Raw genomic sequence first — 15938 nt, 5'->3', positions numbered from 1 at the left:
TTGAAATCAATCACTGGTGCAACATCATCCGTTGGATCGGCTTCTTTTGGATTCAGATACTTTTCGATGGTTGTGAGAATGTTTCCGGATCATCATCTGAAACGATAGTTTTGGATCGGATCATTAACTTGGTCTTAATGTTGGATCTTACTTGGGTTTGGGTTTTCATCCCTAACTTTAGCTGGATCTTGGATCTTGACTTGGTTTTTGATTTGGTCCTTGACTTGGTTTACTGATTTGGTTCCGAGTATTGATTGTTTTGGTTTACCAGTTACACTTGTTTTGGATTGGATCGTGAACTTGTTCTTGATTTGGCCCTTTCATTGGTAAGGTTTGATCCGAACTAATGTTGAAGGATTGGGATCATTGACTAGTTTTTGATTTGTTCCTAACGAGTTTGGTTGGCTTCCGAAACTTTCGATCGGATCTTGATCTGGTGGATTCTCGTTTCCTTGACAATAAATATCAAGGAATAACTGAATTCGTTAAGTATTGATCTGTTATCCATCAGAGGCTTTTCTTTTGGATTAAGTACATCATAACGTATCCCAGCTACTAAATCAACTGTTTTTTTAACTTTTTTTCGTAAATAGTTTTTTAACGGTTTTTTCAGTTTTGAAATTATAAGCATCACATTGCTATTTCTTGTCAAACTCAGGCACAATGCACCTTATGCAATTCAATTGTGCTAAATCATTTTCGGGTTTATTCCCTGTGTTCATCATTTGGTCATATCCAGTTCCTAAGGAAGCGCAAAGCTCCATCCCTTGGCCCGGATCGTATCGATGTATTTCCCCAGGACTTCCAGGTCTGAACTGGAAACGACATGAAGCAGTACAATGGAACCCTGCTTCGTCTGATTCAGCAGCGACTCCAGCGTAACTTCCGGGGAAAGCTGATTCTCCGGATCCCAGTCCCGCAGAGCAACCTGGTAGAGTTCCGTGGTATAACCCATCCAGTGAACCAGTCCCAGTGTCCGTTCCGAAAAAATCCCGGAAGGCGGACGATAGTACCAGCGGGCCGGTGACTGTCCAATCGCTGCTTTATATTGGTTCTCCCACCGCATCAGATCATTGTAGACCAATGCTATGGAATCAGCCATCAGATCCACTGTATCCGGGTGGCTCCAGGAGTGATTTCCCACCTGATGCCCCTCGTTGAGCATTCGTTTCACCAGGGTTGGATGATCTCTCAGGTAGGTTCCGGTCAGATAAAACCTGGCTTTGACATTTTTGGCTTTCAGTACATCAAGAAAGCCTGCCGTTAATCCATTTTCAAATCCGGCATCAAAGGTCAGATGAACCTTCCCGTCACTGTAACGGTAGTGGGAATCCAGTTCCGGGTAGCCGTAATGATAATCCTGAGGGTACGTATGGGACCACTCCATCTTCGCATTGAAATAGTAAATGATCCAGTCTGGCGGCACGTCAGGCCGCAGGATTGGGAACTTGACGGAAGTCAGATACCTTTGACTCATCCAGCCCGTCATTCCGAAGATCCAGGTTTTTACCCAGCCATTGCTGGTTGTCAGCAACGGGATAGAGGTCCCTGAAGGAACCGTCTTCAGAATCGGGTAACTGGTAGACGGACCGCTTCTCAGACGCAGATTCGTAGTGGTTTTCATTCTGGGCAGGCCGTCAATGGGCTTGGTGTAATTCAGGCTGACCCATCCGATTGTTCCGGACCAGACCGTCTTCACCCACGTTCCGCTTTTTTCATAAAGCGGGATCGGTGTATAGCTCGGAATGGTCCTTAAAATGGTGGCTGTCAACGACGGGGCGGACCTTAAATTCAGAGTGGTTTTCACAACACCCATTCTGGACTGAGCCGTAGGTGCCAGGTATTTTAGACCCGCGTATCCGGAATTGCTGTTATAGCTGGTTTTCGCCCAGTTGCCGGTGGTGCTGAAAATATCAAGCGATGTCCCCTTCGGGATAATGTCCAGTGTCTCAGACGCTGTGGTGGGAGCTTCCCTCAGCCTTAAATCAATCGTCGTCTTCATGACCTGTCCCGCCAGGGCCTGCACCGGCATCAGGCTCAGACTGACCAGCAGCAGGCAGGCGCTGGCTGTTTTAAAGCGTTTCATCAATTCTACCTCCCCGAAGATCAATCTCCGGACGGCAATCGCCGTATCCTGCCAATCAGACTTTCGATTGAAAGACTATTATTTTTGCGGAGTGCAAGAAAGGAGTGAAATGCAGTCGTTATAAAGTATAATCTTTTCCGGTCGGCGCTGCGCAGAGACAGAAGTTCAGAATGCTCGTAATGAGCTCCAGATATGATCCCTGGTCTTATTCATCTTGTAGAATCGCCATCATATGGTTCTGTAATGTAAGCCTGTCAGGCACTGTTTGTCTAAAAAATTATTGTTTGTCCCAAACTGTTGGAATCACCGGTCAAGAGCCGGGATGTTGTTATCTGTTCATATTGAGTGTTATCAACGATGTGATTGTCAGAGTACAAAATGAGTCTCTTCTTAGCTTAATTATAATCTTTCTCTCTGATGATTTCATTTTAGTACTTTTCAGAGAGTATTAATTACAATCCTGTATCACACCTGACGATGCGCATAGACAGACACTCCTGACATTTCAAACACCCAAATCTGGGGTAGGATCTCCGTGACAGATGATGAATTCATGAATATTTCAGATTTTACTACTACAACTTTGACCCCATATTATTTCATTCAATGAAGTGTTTCGACTCGTCGTCAATCAATCAAACGTAGTGGCTTCCCACAAAAAAAGCTGAAGCAGAGATCGATCTCTGCTTCAGTATTTTTTAATAGGGTCAGGGAGTTGCGATGCTCCAGCCCTGAGCGTGGATCCAGTCGATGTAATCCTGCAGAATTTTGATGTTGGTAGATGAGACGCAATGCAGGAGAACGATGGAACCGGGTTTGGTATCGCGCCTTAGTACCTGCATTGTGGCTTCCGGTGTCATCTGTTTTTGCGGATTCCAGTCATCCATCGCTACTTCCCAGAATTCAGACTTATATCCCATCCACTGAGCCAGTGCAAGGGTACGTTCGGAATAAATCCCGGAGGGAGCCCGGTAAAACCAGGTGGAAGGATAAGAACCTGTTGCGTCATAATACAGCTCTTCCCAGCCGACCATGTCATCATAAACGAGCTGAGGTGATTGCTCCATCAGGTCGACGCTGTCCGGATGAATGTCGGAGTGGTTTCCCACTTCATGGCCTTCGGCCAGCATGCGGCGAACCAGTTCAGGTTCCGTCTTGATAAAGAAGCCCGTGAGGTAGAAGCGTGCCCGCAGGCCATTGGCTTTCAGAGCATAATCTCCGAAGGTTATCCAATAACACTCCAGATAGACAGAAAGCGCATTATAGAAGACATCTTATAGTAACCTCCCTACCATGAGACAATGGACTCATCAATTGTAGGGGTGCTTTTCCATCTATCCCCATGTAAAATGATCCAGGCAATTCATCATGAACCACCTGGATCATTTTTTAAACACCATTTTGCGCCGGCAGGTTGGGTTCATTAACAAAACATGCAAAGGGTACTTTTACCTCCTGGCAATGACCCAATCCAAAGAATCGGTTGCCAGCTCGGCTGTGGGTAATGCCCCGCCACCTGCTGCCGGAGGACTGTAGGTCACCGGGATCAGGCAGGCCGCGATCTCACTGGCCTCTCGGTCCGAACCGCCGGTGGCATCATCGCAAACCCAGGTACCATCACAAGTGATATCGGTTTTCGGATACGCCCAATACCGTTTGGTCCACCAATCGCGCCGATTTTGATATAGACTGCTGCTTGATAATCAGCGGGCAGGACATTGAGCGCCTGCCCTATCTGGTTATCGAAACTTCCCAGGGGCGTAACATGAGAAAACTTAGTGGTGACTGTTCAATTTTGTAGGACATCAAGAATTTGATTTCTTACTGCGCTGCTGACCGCAAGTTCTCCGCCGACAATTGAAATATTATTAATGATTGAACCGCCAAGGTAGCTGCTAATTTCAGTTGGCAGGGAGTTTTTCTCAACCAGCAGAATCGGTGCATCCTGTTTAACTGCCAGCACTACTGCTGCCAGTGCATCGGCAAACCCTCTTCCGGTTGATATGATCGCGTTCTTAGAATCAGCGAAATACTTTCCGGCTACGGCAGCTGATGTAGCAAATCTATTTGATCCGCTGATTCGACTAACGCTGATTCCCATACCAGCCAATTCATCTTCGACTGCCTTGCTGACTGCCTGTTCTCCGCCAATTATCTCGATTTCTTTGATACCAAACTCAACCATTGCCTGTTTTGTCTCGGGTGATAATGACTTAGGCGATGTCAATAATATCGGTATCCCTGCTTTGGCTGCGTCACTGCCTATGGATAGAGCATCCGCAAAATCATAACCATTTACCAGGATTGCTTTCTTCAATTGACCTGAGCTGGCCCTTACTTTTTTTGCAGTTTCAATTGCAGTAAGGAATCTGTTGTCTCCACTGATTCTTTCCACACTGATGCCCTTATTTTGGAGAGTGGTTTCAACTGATGAAGCAATAACCTTCAGCCCTCCGAGGATGATCACTTTACTGGCCCCTAATCTGTTTATTTCGGTCATGGTTTCTGTCGGTATTTTATTGACCTCACATAGTAGAATCGGAGCATTTACCTGCACAGCTAAAGGACCTGCTGAAAGTGCATCAGGAAAGTCTTTTCCCGTTGTAAGTATTACAGTATCCGCCGAATCATTCAGCTGCTTACTGATCAAGGCTGCGGTATCATATCGATTTGCACCGGCTATCACCTCATAGGTGATTGTCTGCTGGACTGCGTCCCACTGCGCATACAGCGTCAGTCCGCCGGTCGGCATCGTGATGGACGCCTTGTCGGCATAGCCTGTCCCGCTGCCGTCTGCCGCGGTGTTCCAGCCGGTGAAGGTGTAGCCCGCTTTGGTGAACGTGTTTTCTCTCAGCGTAACCGATGCACCGGTATCGCCTGTTGTATCGGCCATCGTCCCTGAACCGGTGTTGCTGTCATAGATGATTGTCTGCTGGTCTGCGTCCCACTGCGCATACAGCGTCAGTCCGCCGGTCGGCATCGTGATGGACGCCTTGTCGGCATAGCCTGTACCGCTGCCGTCAGCCGCGGTGTTCCAGCCGGTAAAGGTGTAACCCGCTTTGGTGAACGTGTTTTCTCTCAGCGTAACAGATGCACCGGTATCGCCTGTTGTATCGGCCATCGTCCCTGAACCGGTGTTGCTGTCATAGGTGATTGTCTGCTGGGCTGCGGTCCACTGCGCATACAGCGTCAGTCCGCCGGTCGGCATCGTGATGGACGCCTTGTCGGCATAGCCTGTCCCGCTGCCGTCTGCCGCGGTGTTCCAGCCGGTGAAGGTGTAGCCCGCTTTGGTGAACGTGTTTTCTCTCAGCGTAACCGATGCACCGGTATCGCCTGTTGTATCGGCCATCGTGCCTGAACCGGTGTTGCTGTCATAGATGATTGTCTGCTGGTCTGCGTCCCACTGCGCATACAGCGTCAGTCCGCCGGCCGGCATCGTGATGGACGCCTTGTCGGCATAGGCTGTCCCGCTGCCGTCTGCCGCGGTGTTCCAGCCGGTGAAGGTGTAGCCCGCCTTGGTGAACGTGTTCTCACTCAGCGTAACAGACGCACCGGTATCGCCTGTTGTATCGGCCATCGTCCCTGAACCGGTGTTGCTGTCATAGATGATTGTCTGCTGGTCTGCGTCCCACTGTGCATACAGTGTCAGTCCGCCGGCCGGCATCGTGATGGACGCCTTGTCGGCATAGGCTGTCCCGCTGCCGTCTGCCGCGGTGTTCCAGCCGGTGAAGGTGTAGCCCGCTTTGGTGAACGTGTTTTCTCTCAGCGTAACCGATGCACCGGTATCGCCTGTTGTATCGGCCATCGTCCCTGAACCGGCGTTGCTGTCATAGATGATTGTCTGCTGGTCGGCGTCCCACTGCGCATACAGCGTCAGTCCGCCGGCCGGCATCGTGATGGACGCCTTGTCGGCATAGCCTGTCCCGCTGCCGTCTGCCGCGGTGTTCCAGCCGGTGAAGGTGTAGTCCGCCTTGGTGAACGTGTTCTCACTCAGCGTAACAGACGCATCGGTATCGCCTGTTGTATCGGCCATCGTCCCTGAACCGGTGTTGCTGTCATAGATGATTGTCTGCTGGTCTGCGTCCCACTGTGCATACAGTGTCAGTCCGCCGGCCGGCATCGTGATGGACGCCTTGTCGGCATAGGCTGTCCCGCTGCCGTCTGCCGCGGTGTTCCAGCCGGTGAAGGTGTAGCCTGCCTTGGTGAACGTGTTCTCACTCAGCGTAACAGACGCACCGGTATCGCCTGGTGTGGCGGCCATCGTCCCTGAACCGGTGTTGCTGTCATAGATGATTGTCTGCTGGTCTGCGTCCCACTGTGCATACAGTGTCAGTCCGCCGGCCGGCATCGTGATGGACGCCTTGTCGGCATAGGCTGTCCCGCTGCCGTCTGCCGCGGTGTTCCAGCCGGTGAAGGTGTAGCCTGCCTTGGTGAACGTGTTCTCACTCAGCGTAACAGACGCACCGGTATCGCCTGTTGTATCGGCCATCGTCCCTGAACCGGTGTTGCTGTCATAGATGATTGTCTGCTGGGCTGATGTCTCTCCAGACACAGCGCCGCAACGATTGCAGATATACTGGCTTTGGGCATCATTCCATGCATAATCGTGGCCCAGGGCGGTGCCCTCATCCACCACTCGGGTTCCAGGAATGCTGACTCCGGTAATCGATCCGCGCCTCTCAGTGAATCCATCGGTGAGACAGAAGGGCGCAACGGTCACCTCCACGGCACTATCAGCGCCGGCTGCAAGATCCGCTTCGATATTGCTCATCAGCAGGTCTTCCACGAGATTGGCACACCACATAAACTCTACATTGCTGTTTTCGTCCTCATCGCTATAGCCTGTGATGTAATTCGGATTGTAGTTCACCGCTTCCACGCGATAGCTTTTTTCGTTGCTGTCTTTTGTGGACTCAGACAGGTTTGTGCCAATGCTGACCGTCAGGGTCGGATGGTGAATAATACCCTCCCCTGTAACCTCCCACCGATCTTCCAGAGAGATGGCTGCAATGGGCTTGCCGGTCATCGTGCCGATGGCCTTAGCCTGGTCTGAGGTCAGATGGAAAGTCTTTCCGGTAAATCTGCTGCCGTTTTCATTTCCAAAGTCCAACCCATCGGAGAAGTAGGAAACCGTGTTGTACTCCTTGAGCAGAGCGATGGTATAATCCCAATCAGCAATATCCGCTATACTAAGCGAATAAATCTGATTTGCAACATTAAAGTACAACTTCCCGTCGTACACACCGGAGGTGTGGGCAAGATCGGGGTAGATCTCCATAAATTCTGCATCATATGCGACAATGTCTGCATATTCCGCCAGCAACGGCACTTCGGTTTTGTCGTTGATATAGTTGCCATCCTCCCCAAGGATCGGGGTCGTCTTATCACTGTCCAGCCGAGGTTGTCCCAGAGTGCCAAACCCATAGTGGAAAATGGTCTCCGTATAAGGATCCACAAATACATCCCGCTCTGCCGTCATCGGTTCGCCGCCATTCATGGAGAACTCAATCTCCACTTGACGCGCCCAGTTGCTTTCGTTTGCGCTGTCCTGTGTGGCATTGACCGGAGCAGTCATTTTGCGCCGAACCAATCGGTCCGCAAATGAAGGGTCATCGTTGTTAAATATCTCTCCCAAATTAACATCAATGTCATAGTCGCCGCCCTGCCCGTTGTCGAAATCGTTGCCCGACATCGCAGCGTAGGAATTCAGCTCGCCTGCCACATAGTAATAATACGTGCCGTCGCAGTGAATCTCCCCCATTGCGGCAGTGAACCACGATTTCTCGTACTGCGTGTCATCATAAGCTGTTTCGCTACATTCAATTGATGAATCCAAATAGGCGTTAGTTGCATCGTCCGCATCCTGCGCCGCTTCGGGATAGTCCGAGTGATACCAGATCACATGCTCATTACCTGCCTCATCCGTATCAGTCTCGTAGACCGGGGACATGTTCTTGTACTGTACCTGGCCTTGATCGTCGAGATCGAGACGACGCTGGAAAGTCACGCCGTCATAGGCGGAGTCAACATAGTCGACGTTGCCGTCAAACATGTTCAGTGCGCTGGTGGGGGCAAACAGGAAATAGTTATGGGAGATGTTTCCGTCTGTCTCCACCCGGTACTGCGTCATTACTTCGCAGTAGATATCGTCATAACAGGCATCGATATAATACCACTCTTCCCCCAACTTGACCGCATTGAAGTAGTGGGTCTCGTTGAACCTTCCCTGGCCAAAGCCGGAGTCGGGGCCGGCAACGCTGGTTTCGGCAATATCGGCCCACCAGCGCACCATTACGATGTCGTTTACGTCTGTTTTAAGCCCCATTACCTGTTGCAGCAGCAGATAATAGGTGGCGGCATAACCAAGGCAAATGGCGCCCTCTATGCCAAGTGGTTCGTACAAAAGCGTGCCGAAAGCGGTCATCTGAGAAGGGTCGGAGCCCCCGGAGGTGCCGTCCTTCATGGCAGTGATGATGCCTATGTCAAACTCCGCATTGTTGGCCAGCCAGTCATGAATCGCCAGCATTTTCTGTTCCGTTGTCATGTTTTCATTGATCTGTTGTGCGCAGTCGTAAATTTTCGCGTCCAAAAGAGGCCCGAGCTGCTGCTCATAGGCCATGAATGCCTGCGTCAGCATCGAGATCAGAAAATCAAGGCCGATCTCGGTCTGCATGTCCAATTCGCCGTTTTGATCGGCGTCATAGGCACCGAAGGGAACAAAGGTGTCCGGCTGCATATTGCATAGAGTTTTGAGCGCACCCAGAATTGGTGTGCCGCCGGAGCTGGTATCCTTGGATGTCCAGAAATTGGCGGCCGATCCGAAATGCTGCGGAAACGCACCGTTAAAATCGCACAGCTCGGCATAGTACTGATAAACGGCCAGCTCCGTTGCATTGATGGTCTCCTTATAGACATCGGCAAGCGTTTCGTCATAAGAAGGATAGTTCGCCGGATCCGTAAAAGAAGCCGTCAGAACATGGCTGAAAATGCACGGTCCCAACGCATTAAGCTGATCTATCAATTGCAGGGCTTTTTCGTTGGGGACGCCTCCGTTGTTCTCGAGCTCCGTATTTAGTTCTGCCTGAAGGCCTCCTAAATAGGCGTTATCCACAAAAAGATCTTCCACCTTCAGGCCGTTTGGATAGGTAATGGTGGTTTTATTTCCCACTGTAGATACTGTCCCCTCAGAGGCAGGGAGTATGACCGGCTCCGTATCTGGAACCGGATTGCCGTCGGGCTGCAGGGGGGTGAGCGTAATGCTCTCTAAGTAGAACTCAATCTTGGTCAGGAAGTACCCGTTCTCGTCCGTACTCGCAGCCTGAATTTCGCCACCACGAAACACAAGGCCAACCTGATTCGTCGGATCACCCACATAGCGGTAACTCCAGTTGAATTCTGCCGTCCACCCAGACGCGGCATTTACCTCGGTTTCCGTCACGGTCACTGCGGCCGTTTCGGTTCCGCCCTTGCCGTCGCGGACGGTGTTGTCCACGGTCGGTGCGGTGTCGTCCACGGCTCCAGGCTCTCCCTTGCTGACTGAGGAAAACTCATCCAAACCAGACTTGAAAGAGCTGCGCATTTCGAATTCGATGCCGATGGCAATACCATTATCATCGGTTTTAATCTCCACTATGTCGACCGCGCTGTCCAGCGCAAATTCCTTTAGGGTCATGTTCAGAACTTTTTCGATCGTTACTGCATCCAACCCAAACCTGGCTGTGTCAATCCGCCCGTCCTCATAGTTTGAAAACAAATCAAACAGGATAGAGGTTTTGACCGCTCCAAGCGAAAGACCACTAATCTGCTTCACTTTTAGCCCCAAAGCCTTGTCTGTCTTTGGCTTATAAACCTTGCCTTTGGCAGACAGCTCCGAAATGGTCTTTTCAATCAACTCTTTGGTTGCGCTGTTATACTGGATGTATTGTGTACTTTTTTCTGGCGCCAGACCTGTCGCAAAGGCAGGAACCGTGAGACCAAAAATCAGGGAAAATAACAGCATTACCGATACAAAGCAACGAAACACTGATTTCTTAAAATTCATGTCAATTAACCTCCCTGTTTTTTTGTCCAAAATATTGCTGTGACTGTGTATCCGTTTTCCTACATCTATCTACTCTCCTTTTAACCAGGTATTGCTCTTTAAAATGTAGTTACACATTTGAGAAATCCGTCACGCCCTCGCTGATCATCTTTGATAAGGCAAGGCGGTTTGTCTTAAAGTGAAAGAATGGACGCTCCTTTATTTCAAAGATTTCCACAGGGCACGTCGTGTGGTCTAATTTGCTTTTAATCTCCTGCGCCACATGTTCCAGCGTATACCCCTTCTCAAGTTGGATAAAAAGATACGGTAAAAAACAACCCGGATGCTCGCCATCGGGAACAATAACATAAAACTCGTCCTTGATTCCATCAATTTCTAAATCCGCCACGGCATTTTCCATTGGCAACAATGCCAGATCGCCGCCGTCATAGCGTGGTGACTTTCCTCGGGTCATCACAAAGATAACACCGTCTTCATTCATATAACCAATGTCGCCGGTGTGCAGCCATGTAAGGCCGTCATCGTGCTTTTGAAGTGCCAACTCTGTTGCCTTTGGGTTGTCATAACCAAGCATGTTGGCTGGGCTGGAGAGGCAAATTTCGCCGGGCTGGTTATAGCCAAGTTCGTTTGTCGTGCCGGGCTCAAAAATACCCATCACAGACAGCGGCATAGGGATTCCCACGTTTCCGTTACCCATGGGGTGGGGCGTCATTGGCAGCGTCATATTTGATCCGGACTCGCTGGAACCGTATCCGCTGGTAAATCTGATGCCGCAGTTGTGCTTTTTTAAAAAAGCTTGCACAGTTTTAAACTGTTTGTTGTTAAGTGCCTCACAACCGGCCCCTGCGGAAAGCAGATGCGACAGGTCGTAGTCTTCCGGTACACGGCTGCTGCGCATGATAGTCTCAACGAACATCGGGATCAAAGGCCAACAATTTGGGCGATACCTCATCATCTCCAAGTCGACGTCACCATCGCTGCAAAATGGATCTAAAATCAACAATTTGTTGGATGCCAAAGGCATCAGCATCATTGCAACCACCACCGCAACCAATGCGGTCGGAAAATGTGTCACGAGCCATGAGGGGCGGAAGTTGTCGTTGGAACCGTAAAAATTCATTTGATGTATGTTTCCAATAATGCTGTGAGCAGAGTGAATCACCTGCTTTGAAGGGCCGGTAGCTCCACTGGTATAAGCCTTAAACAAGGGACGATTGATGTTTCTTGAAGCCTCCACCGTACCCTCAAACTGTTTACCTTGTTCCAAAAAGCAATCCCATGTGAGCGTCTGTGGGCCGTAGGCTGGATACTCTTGATACTGCAAGCCCACATATCTGCGTATATGCTCCGGTACACCTCGTTCACTTATATTTTTGATCGGTGGCAGCAGGATTGCCAAATCGACTCCCGCCACACTGCGAAATTGATTGAACTCCTGTTGGGAAAGAAAGTCATGGGCAAAAATCACAGTGGCTTTGGCCTTGCACACGGCGTCAACATTTTCTTCCACTGTGTTGTCTCTGCACAGTAACGACGCGCCGATTCTTTCGGCCGCCAGAAGCAGATATACGAACTCTGGAACGGCCTTCAAGAATACCGGAATGGTATCTCCTTCCCCAAATCCGATCGCACGAAGGGCGCGGGCTACTGACTCGGCTTGAAAAAACAGCTCTTTCCATGAAATATCGTTCCCGTAATAATGGATTGCTGTAACATCCTCTCCCGGACAATTTTGTCTGAGGTATTCATTTAGTGTACACTCCGGATCAGATAGCCCGTCGATTAAAGCGCTTGGATAGTATTTCATCCAAGGTCGTTCTTTGCTTGGTTTGATTGACATGACTTTTCACTCCCTTTCATAAGTATCCATCGATCTTGCTCCGTATCAATTCAATTATCGGCCCCACTTGTCCCAAGCCTCCTTTACCAGGATCTTTTAATTTTGTTCTAGGCCGTTTATTCAGGTTTTATTTAGAACTATGACTTCTTCTAATTGACTTGTTCCGTAATATATGGAAGCAGTTCTTCCGGCAAAGATGGATGTCCATTAGGGCTAATTGCTTTCCATTTCACGGGCACGCCCAGTCAGTTCTTTATTAGATTAATAATTACCACTTTTGTATATTTTTTGACGATCATACCAATAATCGTTAATCTCATTATGCACTTTATATTACTGTTTACAATAGAGTTCATAAAAAAATGCCACTTTATTAAGAGGCATTTGCATAGAGACTGCTGAATAAGGCTAACCCTGAGTATTCAAGCCTCTTTCGGTCGAAATATAGAACAATAAATTTGTAGATGTCGAGTAATCCCAATCATTTTTCGCTCATTTTCGGGGGTTTTTTTTGGATTTTAAGGTAAGCGGTTAATTGATACCAAATAGAAACATCTCTATACTCCTGAGACAATGGGATCATTAAGTGTGGAAGTGTTTTCTTGGTCCAACTACTGTGGATATAAACCCGATGCCAAAATCCACCTGATTCCTGAGTCGGTAGACTTTCGCAGATCGGTAACCGGGCTTACGATTATAATTCAGGAGGTTCTAGAAATGAATCTGATGGAGAGGGCCTGTTTCGTCTTTTTCTAACAAGCAGCACAATAAGATTACGATCATCGAGTGGGATTTCAAGGGGTTCCGCCTTTCTTATAATCGCTTGGAGTCAGGAAAATTCAAGTGGCCCAAGCCGACGATGTCAGTTGTGACCATCTCAAAACAAGCATCAAACAATTTGACTGGATTTCAGTCAAGCGGTTTGGTGCTTGTTCGTTAATTAATCCGACTATAATCACTGCTTTCAACATCAGATTTCTTGCGGTTCTATACGGTAGGAACTGTTCTCAGAATCGGGTAGCTGGTAGACGGACCGCTTCTCAGACGCAGATTCGTAGTGGTTTTCATTCTGGGCAAGCCGTCAATGGGCTTGGTGTAATTCAGGCTGACCCATCCGATTGTTCCGGACCAGACCGTCTTCACCCACGTTCCGCTTTTTTCATAAAGCGGGATCGGTGTATAGCTCGGAATGGTCCTTAAAATGGTGGCTGTCAACGACGGGGCGGACCTTAAATTCAGAGTGGTTTTCACAACACCCATTTTGGACTGAGCTGTTGGTGCCAGGTACTTTAGGCCCGCGTATCCCGAAGTGCTGTCATAGATGGTTTTCGCCCAGGTGCCGGTGGTACTGAAAATATTAAGCGATGTCCCCTTCGGGATAATGTCCAGTGTCTCAGACGCTGTGGTGGGAGCTTCCCTCAGCCTTAAATCAATCGTCGTCTTCATGACCTGACCCGCCAGTGCCTGCATCGGCATCAGGCTCAGGCTGACCAGCAGCAGGCAGGCGCTGGCTGTTTTAAAGCGTTTCATCAATTCTACCTCCCCGAAGATCAATCTTCGGACGGCAATCGCCGTATCCTGCCAGTCTTTCAATCGAAAGACTGATATTGTTGCGGAGTCCAAGAAAAGTGTGAAATGCAGTGATACTGAAATTGATCCCTTTTCGATCGCGCTGCGCAAATATTTTCAAGTTCAGGGTGCTTGTCGTGATATCCGGCTGTATTTTCAAATCTGATGTATCTGATATGAATCGTACCGATTGAGTTCAGTGATGCCAGTCTGTCTGCTTCTGTATATCTACATAATGGGTTGTTCAAAATTTGAAATGACGAAAAGGAACATGGGGCGTTGATTGACAGTTCGAATGATCATACTCCGTGATCCTGGTGTCCGGATAGCTGGATTCTCTTCTTAGCTTAATTATAAGCTTTCTTCCGGGTGATTTCATTTTAGCCTTTTTCCGAAAGATTGTATTACAATCCCGTATCACTCCTGATCAAGCGCACAGGAAGGCATTCCTGATAATTCAGACCCCGATTTTCCACGCCTGATTTCTACAGCTGACCTCCCTCCGGATTAAATTCATGAATATTTCAAATTCCTTCTGGTCACCTTATGGATCGACAGTGTGCTAAGTTGGAGGTTTTGTGGCTGTGACTTGTGGCTGTGACTTGTGACTTGTGCTGTGACTTATGACTTTGACTTGTGACTTTGACTTGTTGGCAATCAATCGACTGGGCACTATAAAAAAAGCTGAAGCAGAGATCGACCTCTGCTTCAGCTTTTTTTAGATGGTTCAGGGAGTTGCGATGGTCCAGCTCTGAGCGTGGATCCAGTCGATGTATTCCTGCAGAATTTTGATATTGGTGGATGAGACGCAATGCAAAAGAACAATGGAACCGGGTTTGGTATCGCGTTTCAATACATGCATGGTGGCTTCCGGTGTCATCTGCTTTTGCGGGTTCCAGTCATCCAGCGCTACCTCCCAGAATTCAGATTGATATCCCATCCACTGCACCAGTGCGAGGGTCCGTTCGGAATAAATCCCGGAGGGAGCCCGGTAGAACCAGGTGGAAGGATAAGAACCTGTCGCGTCATGATACAGCTCTTCCCACCCGACCATATCATCATAGACAAGCTGAGGTGACTGCTCCATCAAAGCGACACTGTCCGGATGGATGTCAGTATGGTTTCCCACTTCATGGCCTTCGGCCAGCATCCGGCGAACCAGTTCAGGTTCCGTCTTGATAAAGAAGCCCGTAACATAGAAACGAGCCCGCAGGCCATTGGCCTTCAGTACATCCAGATATTGGGCAGTATATCCATTTTCATAGCCGCAGTCAAAGGTCAGATGGACAGCACTGTCCTCGTAGCGGTACGCGCCGCCAAGTTCCGGGAAAGCAGACAGAGTAGCAGCTTTCGTGTAATCCCAGTTTAATTCCTGATTGGAAAAACCGGAAAGGTCCGGCAGGGCTTCTGTCCGGAAGCCTGATGTCATGGGCTGGGCCAGATATGACCGGCTGATCCAGCCGATTCGCCCGAAGTACCACGATTTTACCCAGTTGCCCGATGTGCCCAGAACCGGAATGATGGCGGAACGCGGCACATAACCGATTCGACTGTAGGACGATCCCGGGCCGGTTCGGAAACTGGTCTGAAGCGTTGTCTGCAGTTGTGGCATTTCAATCATGGTTTTCGTGTATTTGCCCCCCACCCAGCCGATCTTACCTGACCAGACCGTCTTGATCCAGTTGCCCTGCCGTTCAAATACCGGAATGGGCGTATGCTTTGGAATCTTCAGCAAAGATGCATAGGAAGTACCCGGGCCGGTGCGCAGCCTTAAATCTGTCGTAACTGCGCGCATCTCCGTATTGGCCGTCGGTGCAAGGTACTTGAGTCCGCTATATCCGGCTTTGCCGGCATAGGCAGTCAGCACCCAGTTGCCTGTGGTTCGGTCAATTCTGATTTCGGTCCCCTTGGGGATCACCCCCAGTTTCGTGGATGTGCTCGATGCTCTGGCTCTTAATGGCAGATCAATCGTGGTTTTCATAACCTGAGCCATGGACTGGACAGGCAGCAGGAGGACCAGGACAAAGACCAGGATCTTAACAGCTGATTTCAGTTTCTGATTCATAAAATTCTCCTTGTCGGGGTTTTCTGTGGATCCGTGGTCACTGTCAGATCCAGCTGTTTCAATTGTAACGGACAAAACCAAATAAATCATTATTTATCCGAACAATATGTACTTTCAAAAGACGAATTTCTGAAATTTTCCATGCGTACAGCCCAGAACGAATCCATTTCAAACGTTCCGGTTAACAAATGATGAATTGAGTTAATAAACACCTTACTTTTCTGGTTATTAGTGGTAGAATTTCATTGTGACAATAACCATTATCATGTGATTATCATTTTAAATCCAACTTATGTACTTCATTGAAAGGGGGAATAAGGTCAACTCAAAACTTTTG

6 protein-coding genes are annotated in these 15938 nt (G+C 49.0%); all 6 read right to left on the bottom strand.

What is annotated here, in order from left to right; genetic code table 11:
• Positions 1 to 742 precede the first annotated feature (742 nt).
• A complete protein-coding gene (locus NQU17_14350; protein ID UUM11775.1) occupies positions 743 to 2086 on the bottom strand; it encodes an SH3 domain-containing protein in 1344 nt (447 codons plus the stop codon).
• A gap of 707 nt (positions 2087 to 2793) precedes the next feature.
• A complete protein-coding gene (locus NQU17_14345) occupies positions 2794 to 3294 on the bottom strand; it encodes a polysaccharide deacetylase family protein (GenBank protein UUM13529.1) in 501 nt (166 codons plus the stop codon).
• 581 nt (positions 3295 to 3875) lie between these two features.
• Positions 3876 to 10127 (bottom strand): InlB B-repeat-containing protein, encoded by a 6252-nt coding sequence (locus NQU17_14340; protein UUM11774.1) that lies wholly within the window; start codon positions 10125 to 10127, stop codon positions 3876 to 3878.
• Positions 10128 to 10236: 109 nt separating this feature from the next.
• On the bottom strand, positions 10237 to 11967 hold the full coding sequence (locus NQU17_14335; GenBank protein UUM11773.1) for an acyl--CoA ligase: 1731 nt from the start codon (positions 11965 to 11967) through the stop codon (positions 10237 to 10239).
• 987 nt (positions 11968 to 12954) lie between these two features.
• On the bottom strand, positions 12955 to 13497 hold the full coding sequence (locus NQU17_14330) for an SH3 domain-containing protein (GenBank protein UUM11772.1): 543 nt from the start codon (positions 13495 to 13497) through the stop codon (positions 12955 to 12957).
• A gap of 766 nt (positions 13498 to 14263) precedes the next feature.
• Positions 14264 to 15601 (bottom strand): polysaccharide deacetylase family protein, encoded by a 1338-nt coding sequence (locus NQU17_14325; protein ID UUM11771.1) that lies wholly within the window; start codon positions 15599 to 15601, stop codon positions 14264 to 14266.
• Positions 15602 to 15938 lie beyond the last annotated feature (337 nt).

This window comes from Clostridiaceae bacterium HFYG-1003, assembly GCA_024579835.1.
Lineage (GTDB): Bacteria > Bacillota > Clostridia > Clostridiales > Clostridiaceae > JG1575.
The sequence above is the reverse complement of the archived record's forward strand: the minus strand, read 5'-3'. Positions and strand labels throughout refer to the sequence as shown.